This window comes from Sulfuricurvum sp. PD_MW2 (genome assembly GCF_002633015.1).
Lineage (GTDB): Bacteria > Campylobacterota > Campylobacteria > Campylobacterales > Sulfurimonadaceae > Sulfuricurvum.
On record NZ_NSIU01000003.1, the window covers coordinates 1 to 23,008 of the forward strand.

Below are 23,008 nucleotides of genomic sequence, written 5' to 3' on the forward strand. Positions count from 1 at the left end.
AAAAAATAAGATTGAAGATTCAATCTGTGAACATATTCAAAAAGCACTCGCAAAACTAGAATTTGAATTTGACAAATAACATTTAAAAAAATAATATTATAAATTTAACCTCAATGGAGAAGAAAATGATTTATATAAAGTCCTATTTTACACGATTCTTCTCTCAATATGCTTTTGAAAAAGAGGATAGCCGCTATCCGAAATTAGCCACCACCTTTTAAAAATCCCGCCCATTCAACAATCAAGTGCAACAACGTATATTTTTTGTACACTACACTCGTTTGTCTGTCTAAGCATAAACAGACAATAAAAATTGTGATCGTAAATTAAACTGTATTTGTGCCGTATCATGCGTTTTCAAGATTAAATTTTTGTTTGACTTAATATCGTTTTGTATCTTTGCAATCGACTCTTTCACACCGCTTTGATCATGTTTATCAATAGCGTTTGATAAATCAGAAATATTTTCTTTGAGCTCGGATTGTACTTTACTCAATCTATTGTTTCGTGTACCTTTTGTATCCATCAATGATTCTGTCTGTTTTAAAAGCTCTTTTGCTCCTGCAAAATCTTTTTTATCTATCGCTTTTTTTATGCTGTCCATAGTGTTCAAAAGCTTATCTTTGTCTTCTTGATAGGGGTTTGTTGTGTTTGTGCTGTAGCTTGATGTTATTCTCATTATTGCTTCTTTCATGAAAATTGTTTTTATCCAAATAAAAAGCAACCATCATTCCATATCGTGCTAAGTTCGATGATTACTTAAATTCCCATTTGCTTTTCACTCGCATTATCAGAACGTAAAATATATTCTTAAAAACGCCGTTTATGCTATCATTGTCGATTATATTCGATCAAGCATATCACTCATTTTTTCAAGGCGGAGTAAGATTGAGACCTTTATCACTTCTATGTATCTCACTGTTACTCGGACATACCCTTGTTCATGCCGAAAGTAATGATGATCTGGATAAAATGCTTGAAGAAGCAACCACTATCGCTACCAAAACAAAACTCAATGCCGATTATGTCCCCGGAACCGTGACCGTCATCAGCGGTGAAAAATTAAAATCACTGGGTATCAACAATCTCGCCGAACAAAATGCCTTCGATATGATCGTAGGATTTGATTCATCTACCCTCTCTTTGCGAGGTGCCGGATCAATCTATGGTTCACAAGGGAACAAAATCAAATGGATGATCAACGACAAACCCATCAGTTCAGAGTTGTGGGGTATGCCGAAACTGGGGGTTGGGCAAATCGTTTTTCCGATCCCGACGGACGCGATAGATCGAATTGAAATAGTCAGGGGACCTGGCTCAGCAATTTATGGCGGGAATGCTATTTACGGTGTTGTTAATATTATTACAAAAAAAGAGTCTGGTACACTATTTTCCACACTGTCTCAGACAGAAAGCAATAAATACGGCAGAGGTATAGGTGCCTACGGAACTTTAGAAAAAAAAGATTTGGAAATCTCTGCTATTGTTTCGGTAGAAAAACATGATGGATGGGATTTGATAGCTCAAAGCCAATCACGCCATCAATCCGGAAATCTTCCCAACGCGACTGAAAATAATCTTTTTATGGGTGATGCGAGCTACAAAAATTTCGATTTTTGGTTTTATCGATTGCAGCCAAGAAATGATTATTCCCGTGTACTATGGGATCCGACCAACTATCTGCCTCAAGACAATACCAACCCGGTTCAATCCAATACCTACACCATGCTCGGTGTCCAAGGGAAATTTGATTTACCTTCAAATGTTTTACTCACAGCAAAAGCAGGTCTCAACCGTTATGAGAATTTTGCCAACGTAATGTTTTATCCAGCTTCAATTTTAGGCAATAATCCAAATCATTTGAACGGTATGCGTACAATCAACTATATCGAAAGCACGAAGTACGCAGAGGCGACTCTTGAAACAACCATAGGTTCAAATCGTATATTAGGTGGGGGCTATGCAGGATTTTTGTCGGTTGATCAAGACGATGTTATACAAACATGGAGCGGCGCAAATTATCATCCTGGAAGATTCATCAGCCTATTAACAACCAATAATCCCAAAAGAGTCAACAAAGCCCTCTATCTGCAAGACGAAATACAACTGGATGATTCATGCACCGCTACTTTGGGAACGCGATACGATACCTATGACGATGGCCGCCATGCCCTTTCCCCTAGAATTGCATTTGTCTATTTGTATGATGAATTCAATATTTTCAAATCTCAATATTCACGCGCTTTCAGACCGCCTAGTTTCTCGGAACAATATTCTCCAAACAACCAAGCTACACATCCCCCTTATGAGTCTGAAACTGCCGATACGGTCGAATTGTCTTATATTTTCAAGACAAAGACCTCTTCGTTTAAAACAACCGCATTTCATTCCAGAACCTCTAATATGATCACGTATCATGACTTTACCTATGAAACGATCAATCTTGCAAGTCCAACTACAGTGGAAGGACTTGAAATTGAGGTTACGAAAAGCACAGAGAGTGTCAACTTCGGTGCAAATGCTGCTTTTTATAAGTCTCATCGAGGTGAAGTTAAACTTGTTCGGGGGATCTCTATGAACTATGATCCCAGTGAATTTGGATTGTCTGCAAAGTTTTTAGCCAATGTATTTGCTACGATCAACACGGATACCAATTACCCTACAACGTTTTGGTATCACTATACCGGCAGTAAAAATCGAGTTAACAATGCCCTCTTGGATGCCAATGGAAATGTTATCAGTATCTATAGCACCAATGGGTCTACCCCTGTACAAGATTATTTAAATATTACCCAAAAAGTAAACGGCATAACCAAAAATCTTGATTTGGTGTTCGGTGTTAAAAACGTTTTTGGAAAAACATTGAGAACATTATACTTTCCATTAAACCCACCTGATACTACTGATGTTCCATATATGGGACAAACATTTTGGGTTAACGCAGTGTATACATTTTAATTCTTTTAAAGAATAGACAAATATACTTTAACTTTAAGATAAAAAACACAATTTAATTAAGAATTAACAAATTATCATATATTATTATTTTATGTTACTAAGCATTGGATTATGATGACACATTCATTAATCGGTAAATTTGCATGGGTCTTTTGGCTTCTCTATGTTGCTGTCATTGCTCCCATCTTTATTTTTATCCATTTCAACGTATCATCAGTGCTTATCGAAAGCGAAAAAGCAAAGATTGAACTTATAAGCCAAACGCTCAAACCGATTATCTCAACCTACCTTACGTTTGATCAGCAAGATATGCTCAGCGATACGATGCGTACCTTCTTTCAAAATCCAAACATTGTAGATGTCAGCTTAACCGATCCGAAAAATCATGTTATATTTGAGCAGCATTACCCCCATTCCAAGCTCAACGATACAACTTCTTTTTCGACACCGATAGTTGATTCTATTACGCATCAACAACAAGCTACCCTATCTATCAGTTATTCCAACAACTTTGTCCATGAACTCCAATATAAACTCTTAGTACAACTGATGGTTTTATCGTTGTTTGCATTGATGATTTTTTTCATCACCTACTGGTATTTTAGAAATCAATTTTTTGTTCTTCGTCTTTTATCAAACTGGATGGGGAACTACAGCGTTGATCAAAGTTCAGAACCGTTCAAAAGTGATAACACGAATACGGAAATTGTTACTATTACCTCATCTGCCAATAAAATGGTAGAAACTATTGATAACTACCGTTGTCAAATGGAACAAATAAATAATGAACTCGAAAATCGTGTGGAGCGTGAAATAGTACAACGACGAGAAAAAGAGCAGCTCTTGATCCACCAATCCCGTCTAGCCGCCATGGGTGAAATGATAGAAAGCATCGCTCATCAATGGCGCCAACCTCTCAATATCATCGGATTAGCGGTTGCCGATATGAGTATGAAACGTGCATTAGGGATATTGGATGATCCGGAAATAGAAAAAAATACAGCAATTATTGATAATAATCTTGCTTTTATGTCCAATACCATCGATGATTTCCGCAATTTTTTCAATACGGAAAAAGAGTCACTCTATTTTCCACCGATACAACCTATCCACGATATTTTCGCTCTTCTGGATGAACAGCTCCGGTATGCCAATATCTCCTATCAAATCAAAGAATCGTGTGACAAAGAGATCTTTGGGGTTGCCAATGAGTTCAAACAAGTTATTTTGAATATTTTGAATAATGCGCAAGAAGCGATTAAAAGCCACGATCGATCTTCGCAAGGCTTTATTGAAGTTACCTTACGCTGCGATACGGACAATTTTTACATCGATATCAGTGACTCAGGCGGCGGTGTTCCGGTAGAAATTTCGGAGCGGATTTTTGAGCCTTATTTTACGACAAAACTCCACAATAAAGGGACGGGAATTGGACTTTATATGTCCAAAGTTATCATTGAACAACATTTTGAAGGGCATCTCAACGTAAGCAATACCGAATTTGGTGCTTGTTTTACACTGAGTATCCCATTGAGACACCAATGAAAACGCTAATGTATCTTTTCATTCCGTTTTTGTTATACGCCAGTCCGTTCGATTCTAATTTACTTCAAATCGGAGCTAAAATATTCCCCAAAGTGACCTTGATGGAAAAAGGGACAAAAGAGCGGATTCAAACCAATGTCAATCTGTTGATTGTTACGACCAACGCCTACAAATCTGACGCTCAGCGCCTCTCAGATATCATTGATGCACAGTACGATGGTACTCTTAGCAATCATTCTTTAAATCTCTCCATCGTTTCACCCAAAGAGGCGTTAGAGCAAAAAAACGTACACGGATTCATACTGCTTATAGATCCGAATGATCCAGTCTTACTAACACTTTTAGAACATGCTCAACGCAATAAAGTTCTAACGTTTAGCTTTGACCCTGAATTGCTCCAAAAAGGGGTGGCAATTTCACTGTATATTGGGCGAAGTGTTAAGCCTTATATCAATCTTTCAATCCTTAAACAAACTCCTTTTACATTTGAGTACGGATTTCTCAAACTTTCTCAACCTTATTAAGCGTTCTCGCGTTATTCTTTCAGCACTTTAATCTTAGTACGGAAATATCATGAACTATTTCACTTGTTTGTGTTGTGTCGTATTGTGCGTTTCTCATGTTTGTGCCCAAGAGAATGACAAAAAATGGATACCCATACAATCGATCACTCTAAACCAAGCTGCTATTGAGAAAAATCAATCAAAACCACTCAACAATAAAATGCCGCAGAACCTTCAAGTGATTAAAAACCTTCTCGATCATGTTGCAAAACATGAAATATCTGAACAAAAATCCAAAAATTGGTATTCGTTCGAACCATCCGATGAATAAGTTTAGATCAATCCATCTTTCTGCATCCGCTCTTGCAGTGCGATCAATATATACGCACTCACTGTTCCTCCATGAAATTCGCGAATTTTTTCTTCCCATAACGTGGGAATCGTAATCAGCTTTTTCTTTTTCTCTTTATCGTTTTTCTGACTCTCTTCGCGTTCGCTCATTGCAGCAGAACTTTTTACTTTTTCAATATTTTGTAGAAAACTTTTTTTTGCCATTTTATATCCTTTATATATATTTTAAATATTTATTTTATATTTAAAATAGTACGTACTTCAGCAAAAAGATCATCCATCTCTTGATCGGCTTTGCTAAAAATCCGGTACTCTTTGATACTTTTTCCCTCACCGACGGAGTGTGCGATATCGACACGTTGACGCAGTATGGAAACCATCAATTCGAAATGATCCGACATACAAATAAAATCTACCAAATCCCCAAACCGTTTCATTGCAGGATTGATATCATTGAACAATACATGCGTTTTTATCACTTCGCCTTGTATGTCTGAGAGACTTTTGAGTATCTCTTCGTATTTTTGCAAACCCATAAGATCAAACGGTTTATCGCTGACAGGAGTAATGAGTAAATCAGAAGCGATGATTGCAACACGATTGTGTGCACTATCGAATCCTCCGGAATCTATAATCGTCAAAGAATCAGGGGTATCAAGCGCTGCATATTCCGCAAACTCCTCAGCAGAATTGAAATGAAGCATTTGTATCGGTGTCAAATTATTCTCTTGACGCAGTGCATTTGTAACTGTCAAAGAGCGCTGTGTATCCAAATCAATCACCCGCGTATCCATGATTGAGGAGAAATGGACAGCCAAATTCCACGCAACCGTGGATTTTCCGACTCCCCCCTTTTGGTGAGAAAGAGTAACAATCATACATATTCCTTTGATATTATTTCAATATATAAAGTATATATTTTATAGACTTAAAGTATATATACTGCAATTTATTAAAAGAAATATACTTTTTCGCTGAAGCGATGTATAATTATCTATCAGGAGGATAAGAATGGGAGATATAGGATTACTCACAATTTTTGTCGGCATCATTGCAATATGTATGGTGATGATTACCGCTGTTATCCTTTTTATCGGGATACAATCGTTTAAAACCATGCAAAAAATACAAGATTTTATCAACCATGTAGAAAATGAGCTTAGTTTCCTCTCAACAAAAGGGGCCATGACACTCCATCAGATCAATGAGTTGCTCGTCCATCTCAAAGATGAAACCAAAGAGCTCAGCGATAAATCGAAACTCTCGCTGCATGAGTTACACGATTTGATCTCATTTCTCCACGATGAGACAAAAACACTTGCCCTTAAAGCATCCAACGGGATTGCAAAAGTGACCATCGGATCACTCGCAATCGGAGCGATATCCCAATATCTCAAGAAAAAAAAGGAGTAAAAATGAATCAGAACAATACACTGAGTTTTATACTAGGTGCTGCTATCGGAGCGGCAGCCGGTTATTATCTCTTTAAACACCAAGATGAGATCGTAGACAAAATCCACGAACTAGAAGAGCATTTAAATATTGACCATAATGTTCTGATCGACAAAGCCAAAACGAAACTCGATTCTTTGACACAAAGTGTTCAATCAACCATAGAACGCTATACCCATAACGATGAACCGAACACTGAGCTTCAAGAGATTATGGCAGAATTGGCTAAATTACGAGAAGAGGTCAAATCACTCCAAACATCCTAATCACCCTTGCAAGGGGAAAATTCTCCCCTTACGCATAAAAGAGTCGATTATTTTTTCTCAACAAACGAAGTGTCGTAAAAGCAAAAGCAACAATCGCAGGACCGAAAATAAATCCCCAAAAGCCGAAGGTTGCCAAGCCTCCTACAATGGCAAAAAAGATCAAAAACTCATTCATTTTCTGTTTTTCATCGCTCAAAGCACGATTCACATAATTCAAAATAATCAACTTCACAATATTGTCGATAAAAAATGCCATCATCGCCCAAGAATACAGTGCAATAATCAATGCATTGCCTATGTGCCCAGCAAAATATTCATGACCCGCAACGGGTACCCAAATAAGTGCTGTTCCAAATACCGGAATGATTGAAGTTACAGCTGTCATAAAACCTAGAACAAAAGGGTTGTATCCCTCAAAAAAAGCGATAAATACCCCAAAAGCGACTCCTTGGGCAATCATCACTCCCATCAAGGTATAAAAGACTACAGCGGTTGTTGACATCATATCGCTAAAAAACTGCCGTTTAATCGATCGGGCAAGTGGAACAATCGGTAGGACAAACAAAAGCATACTTCGACCGTACCACGTTAGAAAAAAGAAAAAAACAACAATCATGCTCATCTCGGCAATCATTGACATAAATGTTTTCAAACCGCTTCCAAGCCATGCGGCAAGCGTTGCAATAATTTCATCTTTATGCGATTTGGCAACTGCGATGGCATTTTCCAAAGGTTCTTTCAACCATGAAAGGTAACTTGGAAGATGCGCTGATAACGTATCAATATGGGTACCGAAGAGTTTAATGACTCTCACGCTATCAGATGGATGACTAAACAGATTAAATAAGAAAATAGCAATCGGCAACAATAAAATCAACGAAAGTGCCGTTGTCACTACAGTAGCGGATACAAGTGACGAGATTGAATGAAATTTCGGAAACGTACGTATTTTCATCTCCAGAACACGATGCAAAGGAGACGTTACAATCGCCAATAAAAAAGCGACAAAAAAGCTTTTCAAAAATGGGAAAAACAGCCAAAATACCAAAGCGATAGCGGTAAATATCATACTGCGAACAAAAAGTTTATTTTCCAACACCTCTCCTTTAATGCTGATCGTTGACAAAACGGTTAAATTTACCATCCATTTTTTCAAGGTTTTCTCGTGTTCCCTCTTCTAAAATCACGCCGTTTTCCAGCACATAGATATAATCTGCACGTGTAACGGTACTGAGCCTATGTGCAATGATAATAACGGTTTTATCCTGTAAAAAGCCTTCCAATGCATTGAACAATGCACTTTCAGTATGGACATCTAATGCCGAAGTTGATTCGTCAAAAATTACCACTTTAGGATTCGCCAATACCATCCGTGCAATACTGAGCCTCTGACGCTGTCCTCCCGAAAGGCGGATGCCGAATTTTCCAACCTGCGTATCCAACCCCTGCGGAAGGGTAAATACAAACTCTGAAAGTTGCGCTATTCGTAATGCATTCAGAATTTTATCATCGTCTATAGTATCCCCCATAGTGAGATTGAATCGGAGCGTATCATTAAACATCAACGGTTGCTGCAACACCACAAACACTTCAGAACGGATTGTTGCAAAACCGATTTTATCCGCACTTACGCCATTATAAAAAATCGTACCGGAAGTGGGTAAATAAAAGCCGACCAATAATTGAGATAATGTACTTTTACCGCTTCCGCTCGCTCCGATAATCGCTACCGTACTGCCTGAGGCAATATTGAGATTAATCCCTCGCAAAACCGGTTCTTTCTCATCGTATCCAAAAACCAAATTTTTGGTCTGTATGGATAGGGCTCTCGTATGTGAAAGCGCTTTGGACGATGAAACCTCTCTTGGCTCCGTCGGAAGAGATAAAAGCTCATTCAAGCGTGAAAGGGCATTTTTCGCGTTGGCAAAACTATACTGAAGCGATAACAGATCCTGTACCGGAGTCATCATAAACCATAAATAGCCGAAAATTCCGAACATTACCCCGATAGATAGATCCGAATAAAGGACCATTACCAATCCAAGAGCACGAAAGATCTCAAATCCGCTCAAAAACAGCGTGTATGAATAGCGTTCCCCCATCAGAGCTTTAATGCCGTATTCGCTCGCACTTTGGCGCAAACGTTTAGACTGCTCAATAGCACTCTGAATAAAACGTTCCTCTTTGTTACTGGCACGGATTTGTCCGAACAGATCACACATCTGTGTCAAAGTATCGGAGAGTTCGCCGATGGTTCGATTTTGCTCTTTTTTCAGTGCTCCGACCCGAGTCGATATTTTTCGGGTTACAATCATAATAATCGGTTGAAAGATAAGGATCAAAATCCCAAAGAGAGGGTTTATCCAGATTAAGACGATGGCAACACCGATAAGCGTTGTGATGGAAACAATCAGTTTACTCAGCGCACTTCCTAAAAACTGCTCAATCGTATCGATATCGGTAATAAGGTGGATGATTACTTTACCGCTCCCCAACCGCTCATACGACGACATCGATACATGTTTGAGGTGCTCAAGTGCACGGACACGAATTGTAAAACTCAGTTCTTGCGAGAGGGTAATAAAAAACTTTTGTGAGACAACGCTGAGAATGAAAAAAATAAATCTCAGTGCGATGGTTACGACCAACACAATCCCGATATAAACAAGAGGTTCGTGATATGAAATCCATCCGTCTATCGTTTCGGTGATTTTTCCCCCTTTTTTGAGCAGTACCTCATCAACCATCAAAGGGATAAGCAAAGGGATAGGGATTGAAATCAATGTTGCCATAATGGCGATTATATTCCCAAAAAAGAGAGAACGTTTATAGCGAAGCATCATGTGTAAAAGAAGTTTAAAGGTAATCATGACGTAATTATACCTATATTTTTGTGTATAATTACGTCAAAAAAAAGAGGCTGCTATGGCAAAAGGGTTTGGCGGAAAGTATTTTTCGCTTCAAGCGATTACCGCAACAGTGAATGCAATAACATTGCACAACCATGCAGTTCGTACCTACTCATGCCATACTTATCGCTCTTTCTCCAGCGATGAAAGCATTGATGAGAGTCCTCCCAATGAACTCGATCAACTTTTAGAAGCGATTGAACCGTTTACGCCGAAAGTCTCTCGCTGCCAGTGTCATTGTAACTGTTTCTTCCGACGCCGCACCCGCTGTGCCCTTTATGTAGCTTCATTCGTACCAAAACTCCGTTTTTTATTCCGCTATTTTCACACCGATACCTCTCCGCCATAACTGTCGTCATAGCTCTATTCTCACCATTTCTAAAACAAAAATAAAAAGGAAAAAAAATGACAAACCCTACAGTAGTGCTCGGATTTCCCCGTATCGGAGAAAAAAGAGAGTTAAAAATCGCGTTGGAAAATTATTGGAAAGGCCTTATAAGCTTGAGTGAATTGCAACATATTGCCTCTGGATTACGGTTACGGCATTGGGAATTACAACGTGATTCAGGGATTAAAACGGTTAGCATCAACGATTTTAGTTTATATGACAATATGCTTGATCTTATGGTTATTTTAGGTGCCGAACCGGAACGTTTCAGTGATATATTTGATCCTATTCGCCGCTATTTTACGATGGCACGAGGAGATTCAATCCATACCGCAATGGAAATGACGAAATGGTTTAATACGAATTACCATTATCTTGTTCCCGAATTGCATGCACAATTTACCTTCAAGGCGATCAATCCGACCAAGATTATTCAGGAATATCATGAAGCTAAAGCGCATGGATTCGAAGGGGTAATTCATCTGATCGGGCCAATGACATTTTTAGCCCTTTCAAAATGCACCGAAACGATACGTCAGGCGTTATTTGACAAAGTTTTAGCCCAATACAGCACATTGCTTGAAACATTGAATACACTGGGGGCTTCTATAATTATCCATGAACCTTCTCTCGTTTGCGATCCTAATCCTTCTGATTTGTCTCTTTTGAAAATCACGTATGATCGGTTGGGTTCTTTGACAAAAATATGGGTAGCAACTTATTTTGAACATTCTCAAGAAGCCACAGCAGTTTTGGTGACTACTCCGATTGTCGGATTGGCACTCGATTTTGTCCACGGAGATGCAAATCTGCAATCGCTTGAATCGATCGCGAAAAGCAATAAATGTCTCGCTATCGGGATAATTGATGGGCGTAACGTTTGGAAAAACAATCTCTCTCAATCCCTGGAAACTCTATACGAAATTGCCACTTTCATCCCAAAAGAACGTCTGAGCATCACTACATCTTGCTCACTTTTGCATATCCCTTATTCCCTTAAATATGAAACGACGCTCTCCGAAGAGGTAAAATTGCTTTTGTCCTTTGCCGAAGAGAAACTCATCGAACTCAACGTGCTATCACACGCCTTTTTTAAAGACAAACCCCTGAACATCGAAACCATCGATACAAATCGTATCGATACAGCCGTCCGACAGCGTATCGATGCAATCACACCGATGGATTACAAACGCCCCTATCCTTTTGCTCTTCGGCAACAATCGGCACACGATCTATTTGATCTGCCAATTTTACCCACCACAACCATCGGATCATTTCCACAAACTGAAGATATCCGAAAAATTCGTCAAAAGTTTAAAAAAGGGATGCTTTCAGAGGAAACCTACAACGACTTCATGAAAAAAGCTATCCAAGAGTGTATCGAGTTCCAGCTCTCCATCGACATCGACGTTCTTGTTCACGGCGAATTCGAACGCAACGATATGGTCGAATATTTCGGTGAACAATTAAAAGGATTTGCTTTCACTGCTAATGGATGGGTGCAAAGTTATGGAAGCCGATGTGTAAAGCCTCCCCTTTTGTACGCCGATGTAAGCCGTCCAAAAGCGATGACCCTCAAATGGAGCGCGTATGCGCAAAGTTTAAGCAATAGACCTGTAAAAGGGATGCTAACGGGACCGGTTACTATTCTTAACTGGAGTTTTGTCCGTGATGATCAGCCTCGTTCGGACACCGCCAAACAAATTGCACTTGCTATCCGAGACGAGGTTAATGATCTTCAGCAAGAAGGGATCAAAATGATCCAAGTGGATGAAGCGGCATTCAAAGAGGGGTATCCTTTACGCCAAAATAAGCGTGCCGATTACGAGCAATGGGCATTGGAAAGTTTTCTGCTCTCAACAGCTGTAGCTGAGCGAGATACACAAATCCATACCCATATGTGCTACAGCGAATTTACCGATATCATAAAAACGATCGAAGCAATGGATGCCGATGTCATATCCATCGAAACATCACGCAGCGGAAACCGTCTGCTAAAGATATTTGCAGAAGTAGGCTATACACAAGAAGTAGGACCGGGTGTTTATGATATTCATTCACCACGCATCCCCGATATTGAAGAGATGGAACGCCAAATTTATGCATTGCTCGAAGTACTTCCGGCTCATCAACTCTGGATCAACCCCGATTGCGGCTTAAAAACACGAGGATGGAGTGAAACCAAAGAGGCTCTGAGCAACATGGTGATTGCTACAAAAAAAATACGCCAAAAAATTTAATCCCTTTCCCCTTTTGGGGAAGTGGCTCATTTCTAAATAATAAAAATTTTCCTTTAGAAAGAAAAGTTACTTCAATGCAATTTAGTTGTATTAAAGTTTGTGTGTTACAATTTCTCTACTTTAACATTCAAAACCATACAAGGAAATACCATGCTCGTTACAAAAAAAGCCCCTGATTTTACGGCAACAACTGTTCTTGGGAACAACCAAATCGTTGATAACTTCAACCTCTATGAAAACCTTGGTGAAAAAGGTGCCGTACTTTTCTTCTATCCATTGGACTTTACGTTTGTTTGTCCATCTGAGTTGATCGCATTCGATCACCGTCTTGATGCGTTCACAGAGCGCGGAATCAATGTTATCGGTGTATCCGTTGACTCACAATTCAGCCACTTTGCATGGAAAAATACTCCGGTAAACCAAGGCGGTATCGGTCAAGTTCGTTATCCGTTGGTAGCAGACCTTAACAAACAAATTTCACGCGATTACGACGTATTGTTCGGTGAATCGGTTGCCCTTCGCGGATCATTCTTGATCGACAAAGACGGAACAGTTCGTCACGCAGTCATCAATGACCTTCCACTCGGACGTAACATCGATGAGATGCTTCGTATGATCGATGCGATGTTGTTCACCAACGAGCACGGTGAAGTGTGTCCTGCAGGTTGGGCAAAAGGGGATGCAGGTATGAAAGCAAGCACTGAAGGTGTAGCTGAATACCTTGCTTCACACGCAGAAAAATTATAATTCTTTTCTCCTTTCGGGGAGAAGCCTCTTCTTAATCAAAAATACTCTATCCTTTCTCTATGCAATACTCTTTTTTAGCCTCGTACCTACTTATTATTTTTGCCCTGTGGTATTCACGGCGTGAACAATTTGGGCTTGAAAAAATGATCTTGACCAACTCCATACTGGCAATGGTTCAGCTAGGAGTGTTGGGGTATGCCCTCGTCTATCTTTTCAAAATGGAGCACCCATCACTCCTCTTTTTTGTACTGCTGGGAATGATCACCTTCGGAGCCCATACTGCCAAAAAGCGCTCTCCGTTGGGTGAGCACAGTTTCAAAATTGCTTTTTTCACCATCGGTGCTTCTTCGGGAATTGTTTTTCTCTCGATGATGGCATTCGGAGTGATTCACATGGTACCCCATGAGATGATCCCTATCGGGGGGATGATCATCGGCAATGCACTCAACGTCTATACCCAAAGCACCGAACGGTTCCGCGCCGAAGTGAAAAATACAATAGAGACGATCGAGGGGATGGTGGCACTGGGTGCACCTCTCAAAGAAGCTTTGAGTTTTGCGTCCAAAGCTTCTGTCAAAGCATCTATGATTCCGACACTCAATATGCTCCAAACAGTCGGAATCATCCATATCCCCGGAATTACGACGGGAATGCTCCTCGCCGGAGCCGATCCGCTGAGCGCAATCTCCTATCAACTTGCCGTGATGTATATGATGGTCGCCGTAGCACTCCTAGCAGCAGTATTTAGCACAATGTTTTCGTACCGTGTTATCATCGGAGCGGCGTTTACAACCTCTCGCTAAAATATTTTGCCTTTGGGTGCACGAAACAAAGCTTTTCCCACCCTCTGTGAGGCTTAATCAGTGTCACACGGTGTGCTGATACGGAGCGTGAAAGTGCAACGTAAAACTGTGACGGTGCAAAAATCTCATTCGTTTCGATGACATAATCGGCCAAACTCATCCCCTGAGATTTATGGATCGTAATCGCAAATGCGAGGGTAAGAGGAAACTGGCTGAGAGTGATGAGCTTTTCTTCTATAGTGGATGAGCCTTTTTCAATCCATCGTGTTTTGATTGTATCGACCCGCTCCACTTTCACACTTGCACCGCCCTCTTTTTTAACCCAAATCACATCTTCTTCGATAGAAGTGATCACTCCCCGCTCACCATTGTAGTAATTCCAAGCATTTCGGGTAAAGAGAATCGGAGCTCCCACTTTCAAAGTCAAAACACCCTCAATGCGGCTCTCAATCATAAACCGCTCAACATCCCGATCCTGCATCTTTTTATCGTGGATCGTAACGTAGGTCTCTACCTCCATCATCTCGCCGTGCAGATGTTCTAACTGTGCGCGATTATGGTTCTGGGCGCTGATATTTTTCCCAAACAACAGTGTCATCGTCGACATATCCTCGTTCAGCGGTTTAACCAACGCTTCGAGTGCCTCGTGTGCCGCTTCATCGAGACGGGCATGACGCACTTTCTCCAACAGGCTCAAAAACTCCGCTTCATGGGTACGATACGACCCTTCCAAATGGAGCGTCTCAAATCCAAGCCTCTCCCATGAGGGTGATTCAAAAGCAAAATAGATAGGTTCATTCCCTCGCGTCACCGGGGGAAGCTGCAAAAAATCTCCCACCACGATGAGTCGTCCGCCAAACTCCGCTTGCAACAGCCGAAGCCGGATCATATCGAGGAGTTGCGCACCCACCATCGAAATTTCATCGATCACGATTAGCTGCATCGATCGGATCAATTTGATGATCTTTTTGGCAGGTTCGAGTTTGCCGTTGCGCTCCAGTTCTTCTTGAGAATTGGCAATCCCAAGATCGAAAAAACTGTGCAGTGTCTGCCCCCCGATCAGTGTTGCCGCCATCCCCGTAGAGGCGAGACGGGCAACACTTTTCCCTTCTTTTTGATACCTATCGATAATGGCACGGGTAAGCGTCGTTTTTCCCGATCCCGCACCTCCTGTGATAAAGAGGTTGGAGTTTTCTAAAATACTCAATGCCGTTTCAATCATGTTGATCCTTGAGCGCTATCACTCTTCCAAACGGTGAAGCTACCGTATTTGGTGTCACCCAAATCACTTCGTATGATGGTTCGCTATGGGGGAATTTTCCCTCCAAATCGGTAAAATACAAAAGAGATTTTGGAAGACTCGGAAGCGATTCGATCCATTCAAATACGGGACTAAAATCGGTTCCCCCTCCACCGCTAAGGGAATATAGCATAGTCTCTCCGTTTTCAAAATGGTAGGTACTTCGTATCCGATCATCACACACGACCAGATCAATGCTGTAGGAACCAAAGGTCTCAATGATGGATTCCACCTCCGCTATAAAAAGAGTGAGCAGTGATTCATCTACCGATCCGGAACTGTCAATCGCAATAGCGAGTTCAAGACGGCGTGAGTGGACTCCCGGCAAATAGATCCCTTCATAGAGAAGCTTTTTTGAGGGAGGTATGAGAGTATAATCGCTGATATAGTACCCTCCGATCACATCACGAAGCTCGCTTCTCCAATCAATCTGATTTTTTGCTTGTAGTCCAAAGTGTCGACAAAACGACTCAGAAGAAGGATCATTTTGTTCCATCGCTTCATGTACACGCCGTTCCCTCTGCGCACGGGAAAGCTTTTCATCCAACCCATCACCTTCTCTGCGATCATCCGCATCCCGATCATTTTGTTCTTGATCCAAAAACTCTTGGGATAACTCGTTATAAATCTCTTCAGCACTGAGATTTCCAAACCGCTTATCATAGGTAATTTTCGGCGGAGGGGTAAATCCACTATCAATCAAAAGGGCATTGATCGCGTAATCACATGCCATATCCCATAACCATGGGCTTCGATTTCCCCGTCGAAGAGTATGGGAGAGTGCTTCATGCAATGTACCGTTGCACAAAACAAACATCCGCTCCTCCAGACTCAGTGATTCGATATACCCCTCACGATACTCTATTGTGTTTTCCCGTACAGCAAAACTCTCGATGTTATCATTGATCACACTCTCCATCCCCGAAGCAATCGTCCCAAAAAATGGGTAATCAAGTAAAAGTTTGGCTTTGAGAGGAGAAAAATCGATCATAACAGATACGCGTACGCCTCAACCCATTCGCCAAAAGCATCGAGATGCTCCATTACAACACCTTGTCGCTGCAGATCTTGTACAATCATCACGGCAAACTCATTTTTCAAATGTAGACTATACCGTAACACATTACTCACCGCTTCATCGCTCGGAGCAAGAAGCAATCGTGACACCAATGCCGACGATAGGGCATAGAGTGTTGAGAGATCTTCACTCACTTCATTATTCTCACCACGTAAAATCGCCTCAATATCCGGGAGTTTGTCCATCACCTGCACAAACCCCAGGAAATCAACTGCCGCATCGCGTCCTACCGCACCACTGATTGCTTCAAGCCAAAGTTTTTTTGGCAAAGGGCTCTTCAATATCGTATGTACCGCTTCCCAACTTCGCGGGGTAGGGAAACTTCTCTCATTTTTGAGCGGATCGAACCCAAACAGTGCACTGTTGTTAAAAGCGATATAGGCTATAACGCGGGGATCGATGCCCCATCCTATTGCCCAAGTACGCCAATCATCCGCACTCACCTCCATTTCGATATGGACAAATCGATTGGCAAGCGGTGAGGGGAGCCGATAAACAACTCCACGATCTCCCTCACGGTTCCCTGCCGCAACAATCGCCCATCCCTCAGGCAATTCATATTCTCCGACACGACGATCCAAAATCAGCTGATATGCCGATGCCTGAACAGCTGGAGCGGCAGAATTGAGTTCATCAAGGAACAAGATCCCCTCACCTTCGCGCGGTAAAAATGAGGGCGGTGCCCACAATGCGCTGTGAGAATCTCTCTCATAAAATGGTATCCCTTTGAGATCGGTCGGATCCATCAACGAAAGGCGCAAATCGATACATTCGATCTCTTTTTCACGAGCCAACTGTTTAATAATCGACGATTTTCCTATCCCCGGTGCACCCCATAAAAAGGTGGGAATTTTGGAATCAATCAACGATCTCATCGTCTCTATCGTATCTTTTGGCTGCATCAATGCCATCCTATGTTGTGGGTTTGTATGTGTTTTCCAAAAGCGGGATTGGTTTTTACAGAGCGTTCAAAGCGTCGATCCAGAGAGAGTTGATAGAGCAGATAGATCGGAGTAGCGGTATTGGCCGCCAATGCTTCTAACACCTTATATTCTTGGCTTGCATAGAGTATTTCAAGTTTTTCCGGGGACAAAGAGGAATTTGATCCCAACGCGACTCGATGCTTTCCGCTCTCAAAAATTACCTCGAGAATTTCCTCGTGCGTCTTTGGATTAGCGGCAAGTGATTCGATTATAGCCTCTTCACCCAATGCAAAAAGACGCTGCTGCATAGAAATACTGCAGCTTTGATTGCTCGCTAAATACTCTCCGTAAGCTTCTATCAATCTCTCAAAACGCTCCTCACTCATAATCGCATTTGCCGCAATCAACTGAGGAAAATCTCGTTCCAGAGAATCGGTCCCTTGTTGAGAGAGAGTTTTATTTTGTGCAAGAATAGTGTTAATCTCTTCACTTTTTAATGCCAACAACTCCTCTTCCAACGATAATGGCTCACGGTGTGCTAACAGCGTCGCTCTCTCTTCAATCAACTTTCGCAAAATAACCTCAGACGTTTGAGGATGGAGTGCTATCGCATCCAATACTCCCGAAAGCGATCTATTCGATCGATCCCTCAAAACTTTTGCAATCGGTTCCAAACAGGCAATCGCATCGATCAATTCGGTTGTTCCGTACCGCTCGATCAAATGGGCTAAGCCACTCATCGCATATTGGACGTTGTGATTACGCTCTAACTCTTTGTAAAAACGTCCGATGATCGATGCTGTTACGTCTCGATTGGTATCCGTATCAAATAACCCCTCATTCTGCCAATCGTACAATGCGAGCAGTTTAAAATAGAGTTCATTCGTAATGTAGGGATTTTGTAAAAAATCGACAAGGCGCTCTTGGTTTCGGGAGAGTTTCAAGCTCATTAGCAAACGATTTGGCTCAATACTTTGACACAACCATCGCTCGATTTCGGAAAGCTCCACAATGGGGGCATCTTGTGTTTCATAGAGATGTTCTGCTTCAGACTGCTCATATGGATTCATCATCCGCCCTTCGATAATCAATGCTACGGTGGAATCATACACGGAAACTCGAGTCACATTATGGACTCTCAAGAGTGCATCAAACTCATCACTTTGCAATGCACGCGTTTTCCCCAACAATAAAACCGATTTACCGCTTAAGTCATTATAGTTCATAAGGCGCATTATAATCCATCAGCCTAAAAAAATTCAGCAACGCTATAATGTCATCAATAGTTTAAAAGGATTTTAACGATGGACGAACTTTATGAGGGCATTGCCGCCTACGATGCCGGAGACTATACAAAAGCGTATCAGATTCTTTACCCCTTGGCCGCATATAAGCGTAATTCGGAAGCACAATTTCACATGGGGATGATCTATTTTTACGGAGAAGGGGTAGAAAAAGATATCGATCAAGCAATGGAGTGGTGGAAAAAAGCGATGCGTAACGGCCATGTCGACGCCGCCTATCGTCTCAGCGAAATCGCGACATCGACAAAAACAACGTTTTAGCCTAACACTTTAGAGATGCTGTAGCGCATATCTTCATCCAGACTCTCCATATTGCCCAACATCCAGCTCAAATACCCTTTATCGGTTTCGGCAATCTCTTGAAGCGTTTTCCCTTTGTATTTGCCAAATTTGAGCGGCCGTATATAAAACACAGGGGTTTGGGTTAATTCGACCATTTTATCAATCGGATTTACTCCTTCATATCGCTCCTGCAACCGCTTACGCAGCTCGGTGAGAAAGAGCTTTAGTACCAAAACATCGCCGATTGCATCGTGTGCTTTGACCTCTATTCCCAATGCATCAGCTTCTGCTTGCTCGATTTTGTACAATCCCAATCGGTAGCGAAAATACTGCAGTCGGTGCGACTCTTCATCATCAAACAAATGGCGTGCACAGCGAAGGGTATCAATAAGACGCATTTGAGAGGTAAAGTTCTCTTTAGAGAGCATCCCTAAATCAAACGGTGCATTATGGATGATGAGAACATTATCAGGGGCGTTGAGCTCGCACAGTGTTTGAAACGCAGTTGTTTCGATACACGGCGCTAATCCCTCAATCATTTCAGGAGTAATACCGTGTACCTCCATCGCCCCATAGCTGATCGGAACAGGAGCACTGCACATGTCGTTATAAACATCGACTTGTTTGCCATCGAGTACCATGTATCCGAGTTGGATGACACGATCCTCTTCTCCCGCACCCGTTGTCTCCGTATCAAGGAGTATATATTTAGCCATTAATACTGATCGTCTTCATCGTCGAGATCGAACTCATCGTAATCGTCCTCGTCCTCGTCTTCTTCCTCATCATAATAGTCATCTTCATCGTCGCCTTCGCGCATCGATGTGAGTTCGGTATATAGCTGTTCAGCCTCTTCCTCATCAATCTCTCCGCTGTTCAGTTCTTTTAAAAGATCTTTGTATTCATCACGCAACGCTTGCATATCTTCAAGCTGTGCACGCTCTTCAGGTGAGGCATCTTTTTGAGACGCTATCGATTCAAAAATATCATCGATGTGCTCTTCGACATCGGGAATCAGTTCGTTTTGGATCAAATGTTTTAGTTGTGTTATATAGGCCATAGGTAATCCTTTTGTTTATATATTCGCATTATACTTCAAAAGTGTGACAAAAATGCAAGAGTAAAATCAAAAGTTTTTTGGGGGGTTAGCAAGAAGAATAAAAGGAAATGGTGCGATCGGCGAGACTCGAACTCGCACACCTGTTGGCACTACCCCCTCAAGATAGCGTGTCTACCAATTCCACCACGATCGCAAAAAAAAGAAAGTTCTCAGCCGAAGCTGAGAGAGGAAAGGGTTGAACCTTACGCAGCCAAATATGGGTTAGCGTAAAGAGCGATCAAAGCGATAACAAGTGTATAGATAACTTGAGCTTCGATCATCGCAAGAGCGATGAACATAGTTGTCATCAATTTACCGCCAAGACCTGGGTTACGAGCTGTACCAGCGATAGTTGCAGCAGCAGTGCTACCCATACCGATAGCTCCACCAAGAGCTGCAAGACCAAGACCAACACCAGCAGCGATCATAGAATACGCTTTCAATGTTTGGTTAGCAACGTCTGCAGATGCAGCAGCCGCAACAGGTGCAGCTTCAGCAGCCGCTTCAACAACTGCTACCGCTTCGTCAGCACCGAATACAGATGCAACGAGAGCAAGCAAAAGAAAAAATACTTTTTTCATGAGTAATCTCCGTATGTAAATCAAAGTCCGTTCGGATACGTTTCCCTACTTATCACTTTGTGGATGGAATTATAGTGATCATGAGCTAAAAAATTACTTAGCTCTACCTAATCCGATCTTGTTCCCTTTGAATTCGACGATCTCTACCATCAGTTCGTCCTCTTCACTAATTACATCGCTTACACGACTGATATGACCATCCGAGAGTTTGGAAATATGTATCAATCCGTCAACTCCACCCGGCAATTCGATGAATGCTCCGAAATCGACAATCTTTTTCACTTTACCTTTGACGACGTCGCCCACTTTGTATTCCACTTTTTCGACCGGAGTAGCCCCGCTGACAATCCCTTCGATATGATCACGAGCACCGCGTAAGCCGTCACGATTTTTACCGGTCAGTTTAACAGAACCTTTTTTCTTGTCAATATCGATTGTAACGTCAAAGCGCTCTATAATGTCCCGAATTGTTTTCCCAGCTTGACCGATAATATCACCGATAAAGCTCGGATCGATATGGAACAAATCGGTACTCGGTAAAGTTCCCTCGTTCAGTTCGATGTGGTCTTCCGCGCCGATCATAATATCGATGATATGTGCACGTGCCTCTGCTGCTTGATACAACGCTTCTTTGAGAACATCCAAATGGATCCCGCCGAGTTTAATATCCATCTGCATTGCAGTGATCCCCTCTTTGGAACCCGCAACTTTGAAATCCAAATCGCCATCATGATCTTCAAGCCCCATAATGTCGGTCAAAATTGCATGACGATCTCCCTCGGAAACCATCCCCATGGCCACACCCGCTATCGGATCTGCCATTTCGACATCACCGGCACGCAATGCCATATATCCGCCACACACGGTAGCCATCGACGAGGAGCCGTTTGATTCAAGTACTTCTGAAACAAGGCGGATAGTTTGTCCGTTGCGAACGCAAGCGCCTTCTAAAGCCCGCTTTGCTAAATTGCCGTGTCCCAATTCACGACGGCGCGGTGCGCCTATCGGAGAAGGTTCTCCTACACTGAATCCCGGAAAGTTATAATGAACCATAAACGCTTCGTTTTGCGTTCCGCTGTCGGTAAGATTTTCGAACATTTGGGCATCTTTAGCCCCTCCCAACGTCAATACAACCAACGCTTGCGTTTGTCCGCGGGTAAACAATGCAGACGCATGGGCATTTGGCAATACGTTTGTCTCAATCGAAATCGGACGCACCTCTTTGAGACCCCGTCCATCCGCACGTACTTTTTCATCTAAAATTTGGGCACGCACCATAGAGCGTTTCACCGACTCAATCGCTTTTTTGAGCTCATGTTCATCCCATTGCGGTTTTTCTTTCATAATGTTTTTACGAATGGTACGAAGAGCGGTGGAACGCTCTGTTTTTGCCATTTGGTTAATACCCCGCTTTAAATCATCGCTGTGATTTTCACGAACATACGCAACCATCTCTGCATTAATTTCGCTTACAAGTGTTTGGAGTTCAAATGGTGATTTAGCATACGTTTTAAAAGCATTTTCATAAGCACTGTTGGCTTCATACAACGCTTCTTGCGCAGACGCAAGAACAGTGATAAGCTCATCTTCACCCATAGCATTGGAGATACGAACCGGTAATGATGCCATGCTCGTTGCTGAATCAATCATCGGATCGAGTGTCATAGAATCAACCATCTCGACTTCATCCGTTCCAAGAGTCTGCATTTCGATCATCAACATATCGTCTTTGCTTCCTGCCAAATACAAATCCAGTGTGCTGTTTTGCAATTGAGTGAGGGTTGGATTGAAAACGATCTCTCCATCGATTTGACCGATACGGACTGCACTGACGGAATTAAAAATATCCACATCTGAGACATACAAGGCTGCCGATGCCGCGTTGAGCGCTAGTACTTGTAAGTCGGCTTCTTTATCGGCACTGAGAACCATAACCGTGATTTGGATCGGATTGGCGAATCCTTTTGGAAACAAAGGGCGGAGCGAACGATCTACAATACGTGAAGTCAGTGTTTCAAAATCGCTCGGTTTCGTTTCACGTTTGATAAATCCTCCCGGAAATTTGCCTGCTGCATAACTTTTCTCAACGTATTGAACCGTTAAAGGCAAAAAATCTTCATCGACAAAATCGGTCTCATCAACAACGACTGTCGCCAATATAACAGTATTTCCGCATTTGAGCCATGCAGCTCCGTTTGCCTGAGCTGCCACTTGATTAAACGCGTACGCTTCCGTTTTGTTTTGTAAGGCTAATTCAACATTGTATTTCATTCATTCTC

General features: G+C 41.9%; 24 protein-coding genes and 1 tRNA gene. 11 read left to right on the forward strand and 14 right to left on the reverse strand.

The annotated features are described in order from the left end of the window. Positions 1 to 289 precede the first annotated feature (289 nt). Positions 290 to 694, reverse strand: a complete 405-nt coding sequence (locus tag CJD30_RS02565; RefSeq protein WP_294916009.1) for a hypothetical protein — start codon at positions 692 to 694, stop codon at positions 290 to 292. 194 nt (positions 695 to 888) lie between these two features. Between CJD30_RS02565 and CJD30_RS02570 the strand changes: the two genes are divergently transcribed. The 4 genes from CJD30_RS02570 (at position 889) to CJD30_RS02585 (ending at position 5,337) form a co-directional block, all read left to right on the forward strand. Further along, entirely contained in the window at positions 889 to 2,958 is a 2,070-nt protein-coding gene (locus tag CJD30_RS02570) for a TonB-dependent receptor (RefSeq protein WP_294916011.1), read from the forward strand. Positions 2,959 to 3,072: 114 nt separating this feature from the next. Further along, complete coding sequence (locus tag CJD30_RS02575; protein WP_294916013.1) at positions 3,073 to 4,503, forward strand: HAMP domain-containing sensor histidine kinase; 1,431 nt, start codon at positions 3,073 to 3,075, stop codon at positions 4,501 to 4,503. A gap of 8 nt (positions 4,504 to 4,511) precedes the next feature. Next, positions 4,512 to 5,027, forward strand: a complete 516-nt coding sequence (locus tag CJD30_RS02580) for a YfiR/HmsC family protein (RefSeq protein WP_294916015.1) — start codon at positions 4,512 to 4,514, stop codon at positions 5,025 to 5,027. Positions 5,028 to 5,076: 49 nt separating this feature from the next. Next, positions 5,077 to 5,337 carry a hypothetical protein gene (locus CJD30_RS02585; protein WP_294916017.1) on the forward strand — a complete coding sequence of 87 codons (261 nt, stop codon included), beginning with the start codon at positions 5,077 to 5,079 and terminating at the stop codon, positions 5,335 to 5,337. A gap of 2 nt (positions 5,338 to 5,339) precedes the next feature. On the opposite strand, the gene CJD30_RS02590 is transcribed toward CJD30_RS02585, so the two are convergent. Together CJD30_RS02590 and CJD30_RS02595 are read right to left on the reverse strand one after the other, a co-directional pair. Continuing rightward, on the reverse strand, positions 5,340 to 5,561 hold the full coding sequence (locus CJD30_RS02590; RefSeq protein WP_294916019.1) for a hypothetical protein: 222 nt from the start codon (positions 5,559 to 5,561) through the stop codon (positions 5,340 to 5,342). A 29-nt stretch (positions 5,562 to 5,590) separates the two neighbouring features. Continuing rightward, positions 5,591 to 6,235 carry a ParA family protein gene (locus CJD30_RS02595; RefSeq protein WP_294916021.1) on the reverse strand — a complete coding sequence of 215 codons (645 nt, stop codon included), beginning with the start codon at positions 6,233 to 6,235 and terminating at the stop codon, positions 5,591 to 5,593. 133 nt (positions 6,236 to 6,368) lie between these two features. Between CJD30_RS02595 and CJD30_RS02600 the strand changes: the two genes are divergently transcribed. Beyond that, the gene (locus CJD30_RS02600; protein ID WP_294916024.1) at positions 6,369 to 6,770 is read left to right on the forward strand and encodes a hypothetical protein; all 402 of its coding nucleotides are present in this window, start codon (positions 6,369 to 6,371) and stop codon (positions 6,768 to 6,770) included. A gap of 2 nt (positions 6,771 to 6,772) precedes the next feature. Next, a complete protein-coding gene (locus CJD30_RS02605) occupies positions 6,773 to 7,075 on the forward strand; it encodes a hypothetical protein (protein ID WP_294916026.1) in 303 nt (100 codons plus the stop codon). Between the two features lie 28 nt (positions 7,076 to 7,103). Here CJD30_RS02605 and CJD30_RS02610 read toward each other — a convergent pair whose 3' ends face one another. Beyond that, positions 7,104 to 8,171, reverse strand: coding sequence for an AI-2E family transporter (locus CJD30_RS02610; protein WP_294916028.1), 1,068 nt, complete (start codon positions 8,169 to 8,171; stop codon positions 7,104 to 7,106). Positions 8,172 to 8,181: 10 nt separating this feature from the next. Beyond that, positions 8,182 to 9,945, reverse strand: coding sequence for an ABC transporter ATP-binding protein (locus CJD30_RS02615; RefSeq protein WP_294916038.1), 1,764 nt, complete (start codon positions 9,943 to 9,945; stop codon positions 8,182 to 8,184). 55 nt (positions 9,946 to 10,000) lie between these two features. Here CJD30_RS02615 and CJD30_RS02620 point away from each other — a divergent pair, with 55 nt between their 5' ends. The 4 genes from CJD30_RS02620 to fetB all read left to right on the forward strand — a co-directional run bounded on the left by CJD30_RS02620 (position 10,001) and on the right by fetB (position 14,162). Continuing rightward, positions 10,001 to 10,333, forward strand: a complete 333-nt coding sequence (locus tag CJD30_RS02620; protein WP_294916040.1) for a hypothetical protein — start codon at positions 10,001 to 10,003, stop codon at positions 10,331 to 10,333. Between the two features lie 56 nt (positions 10,334 to 10,389). After that, positions 10,390 to 12,612 (forward strand): 5-methyltetrahydropteroyltriglutamate--homocysteine S-methyltransferase, encoded by a 2,223-nt coding sequence (gene metE / locus CJD30_RS02625; protein WP_294916042.1) that lies wholly within the window; start codon positions 10,390 to 10,392, stop codon positions 12,610 to 12,612. A 150-nt stretch (positions 12,613 to 12,762) separates the two neighbouring features. Beyond that, positions 12,763 to 13,359: a peroxiredoxin gene (locus CJD30_RS02630; RefSeq protein WP_294916044.1), complete on the forward strand. Its 597-nt coding sequence runs from the start codon at positions 12,763 to 12,765 to the stop codon at positions 13,357 to 13,359. Positions 13,360 to 13,418: 59 nt separating this feature from the next. Beyond that, a complete protein-coding gene (gene fetB / locus CJD30_RS02635) occupies positions 13,419 to 14,162 on the forward strand; it encodes an iron export ABC transporter permease subunit FetB (RefSeq protein WP_294916046.1) in 744 nt (247 codons plus the stop codon). Here fetB and CJD30_RS02640 read toward each other — a convergent pair. From CJD30_RS02640 to CJD30_RS02655, 4 genes are read right to left on the reverse strand one after another with little or no spacing between them, the layout of a single operon-like run. Beyond that, positions 14,146 to 15,384 (reverse strand): DEAD/DEAH box helicase, encoded by a 1,239-nt coding sequence (locus CJD30_RS02640; protein WP_294916048.1) that lies wholly within the window; start codon positions 15,382 to 15,384, stop codon positions 14,146 to 14,148. The two genes, fetB and CJD30_RS02640, sit on opposite strands and share 17 nt — an antisense overlap. Then, positions 15,377 to 16,453 (reverse strand): VWA-like domain-containing protein, encoded by a 1,077-nt coding sequence (locus tag CJD30_RS02645; protein WP_294916050.1) that lies wholly within the window; start codon positions 16,451 to 16,453, stop codon positions 15,377 to 15,379. The genes CJD30_RS02640 and CJD30_RS02645 overlap by 8 nt, the downstream gene beginning before the upstream one ends. Then, positions 16,450 to 17,442, reverse strand: a complete 993-nt coding sequence (locus tag CJD30_RS02650) for a MoxR family ATPase (protein ID WP_294916052.1) — start codon at positions 17,440 to 17,442, stop codon at positions 16,450 to 16,452. The genes CJD30_RS02645 and CJD30_RS02650 overlap by 4 nt, the downstream gene beginning before the upstream one ends. Further along, positions 17,442 to 18,689 (reverse strand): hypothetical protein, encoded by a 1,248-nt coding sequence (locus CJD30_RS02655; protein WP_294916053.1) that lies wholly within the window; start codon positions 18,687 to 18,689, stop codon positions 17,442 to 17,444. The genes CJD30_RS02650 and CJD30_RS02655 overlap by 1 nt, the downstream gene beginning before the upstream one ends. 78 nt (positions 18,690 to 18,767) lie before the next feature. Between CJD30_RS02655 and CJD30_RS02660 the strand changes: the two genes are divergently transcribed. Continuing rightward, complete coding sequence (locus CJD30_RS02660) at positions 18,768 to 19,028, forward strand: hypothetical protein (protein WP_294916054.1); 261 nt, start codon at positions 18,768 to 18,770, stop codon at positions 19,026 to 19,028. Here the strand turns inward: CJD30_RS02660 and CJD30_RS02665 are convergent. The 5 genes from CJD30_RS02665 to CJD30_RS02685 form a co-directional block, all read right to left on the reverse strand. Beyond that, positions 19,025 to 19,765: an exonuclease domain-containing protein gene (locus tag CJD30_RS02665; RefSeq protein ID WP_294916056.1), complete on the reverse strand. Its 741-nt coding sequence runs from the start codon at positions 19,763 to 19,765 to the stop codon at positions 19,025 to 19,027. The genes CJD30_RS02660 and CJD30_RS02665 overlap by 4 nt on opposite strands. Next, positions 19,765 to 20,109 carry a hypothetical protein gene (locus CJD30_RS02670; protein ID WP_294916058.1) on the reverse strand — a complete coding sequence of 115 codons (345 nt, stop codon included), beginning with the start codon at positions 20,107 to 20,109 and terminating at the stop codon, positions 19,765 to 19,767. Before CJD30_RS02670 ends, CJD30_RS02665 begins: the two co-directional genes overlap by 1 nt. A gap of 108 nt (positions 20,110 to 20,217) precedes the next feature. Continuing rightward, positions 20,218 to 20,302, reverse strand: a tRNA-Leu gene (locus tag CJD30_RS02675). 49 nt (positions 20,303 to 20,351) lie between these two features. Next, positions 20,352 to 20,729 (reverse strand): F0F1 ATP synthase subunit C, encoded by a 378-nt coding sequence (locus CJD30_RS02680; protein ID WP_294916059.1) that lies wholly within the window; start codon positions 20,727 to 20,729, stop codon positions 20,352 to 20,354. Between the two features lie 93 nt (positions 20,730 to 20,822). Further along, positions 20,823 to 23,000: a polyribonucleotide nucleotidyltransferase gene (locus tag CJD30_RS02685; protein WP_294916061.1), complete on the reverse strand. Its 2,178-nt coding sequence runs from the start codon at positions 22,998 to 23,000 to the stop codon at positions 20,823 to 20,825. Positions 23,001 to 23,008 lie beyond the last annotated feature (8 nt).

Excerpts from the sequence above, each read along its gene's own strand:
- CJD30_RS02680 (WP_294916059.1), bottom strand. The coding sequence starts at position 20,729 with ATGAAAAAAGTATTTTTTCTTTTGCTTGCTCTCGTTGCATCTGTATTC.
- CJD30_RS02650 (WP_294916052.1), bottom strand. The coding sequence starts at position 17,442 with ATGCAGCCAAAAGATACGATAGAGACGATGAGATCGTTGATTGATTCC.
- CJD30_RS02595 (WP_294916021.1), bottom strand. The coding sequence starts at position 6,235 with ATGATTGTTACTCTTTCTCACCAAAAGGGGGGAGTCGGAAAATCCACG.
- CJD30_RS02620 (WP_294916040.1), top strand. The coding sequence starts at position 10,001 with ATGGCAAAAGGGTTTGGCGGAAAGTATTTTTCGCTTCAAGCGATTACC.
- CJD30_RS02605 (WP_294916026.1), top strand. The coding sequence starts at position 6,773 with ATGAATCAGAACAATACACTGAGTTTTATACTAGGTGCTGCTATCGGA.
- CJD30_RS02670 (WP_294916058.1), bottom strand. The coding sequence starts at position 20,109 with ATGGCCTATATAACACAACTAAAACATTTGATCCAAAACGAACTGATT.
- CJD30_RS02660 (WP_294916054.1), top strand. The coding sequence starts at position 18,768 with ATGGACGAACTTTATGAGGGCATTGCCGCCTACGATGCCGGAGACTAT.
- CJD30_RS02565 (WP_294916009.1), bottom strand. The coding sequence starts at position 694 with ATGAAAGAAGCAATAATGAGAATAACATCAAGCTACAGCACAAACACA.
- CJD30_RS02640 (WP_294916048.1), bottom strand. The coding sequence starts at position 15,384 with ATGATTGAAACGGCATTGAGTATTTTAGAAAACTCCAACCTCTTTATC.
- CJD30_RS02600 (WP_294916024.1), top strand. The coding sequence starts at position 6,369 with ATGGGAGATATAGGATTACTCACAATTTTTGTCGGCATCATTGCAATA.
- CJD30_RS02575 (WP_294916013.1), top strand. The coding sequence starts at position 3,073 with ATGACACATTCATTAATCGGTAAATTTGCATGGGTCTTTTGGCTTCTC.
- CJD30_RS02580 (WP_294916015.1), top strand. The coding sequence starts at position 4,512 with ATGTATCTTTTCATTCCGTTTTTGTTATACGCCAGTCCGTTCGATTCT.
- CJD30_RS02590 (WP_294916019.1), bottom strand. The coding sequence starts at position 5,561 with ATGGCAAAAAAAAGTTTTCTACAAAATATTGAAAAAGTAAAAAGTTCT.
- fetB (WP_294916046.1), top strand. The coding sequence starts at position 13,419 with ATGCAATACTCTTTTTTAGCCTCGTACCTACTTATTATTTTTGCCCTG.
- CJD30_RS02615 (WP_294916038.1), bottom strand. The coding sequence starts at position 9,945 with ATGATTACCTTTAAACTTCTTTTACACATGATGCTTCGCTATAAACGT.
- CJD30_RS02665 (WP_294916056.1), bottom strand. The coding sequence starts at position 19,765 with ATGGCTAAATATATACTCCTTGATACGGAGACAACGGGTGCGGGAGAA.
- CJD30_RS02630 (WP_294916044.1), top strand. The coding sequence starts at position 12,763 with ATGCTCGTTACAAAAAAAGCCCCTGATTTTACGGCAACAACTGTTCTT.
- CJD30_RS02685 (WP_294916061.1), bottom strand. The coding sequence starts at position 23,000 with ATGAAATACAATGTTGAATTAGCCTTACAAAACAAAACGGAAGCGTAC.
- CJD30_RS02585 (WP_294916017.1), top strand. The coding sequence starts at position 5,077 with ATGAACTATTTCACTTGTTTGTGTTGTGTCGTATTGTGCGTTTCTCAT.
- CJD30_RS02645 (WP_294916050.1), bottom strand. The coding sequence starts at position 16,453 with ATGATCGATTTTTCTCCTCTCAAAGCCAAACTTTTACTTGATTACCCA.
- CJD30_RS02655 (WP_294916053.1), bottom strand. The coding sequence starts at position 18,689 with ATGAACTATAATGACTTAAGCGGTAAATCGGTTTTATTGTTGGGGAAA.
- metE (WP_294916042.1), top strand. The coding sequence starts at position 10,390 with ATGACAAACCCTACAGTAGTGCTCGGATTTCCCCGTATCGGAGAAAAA.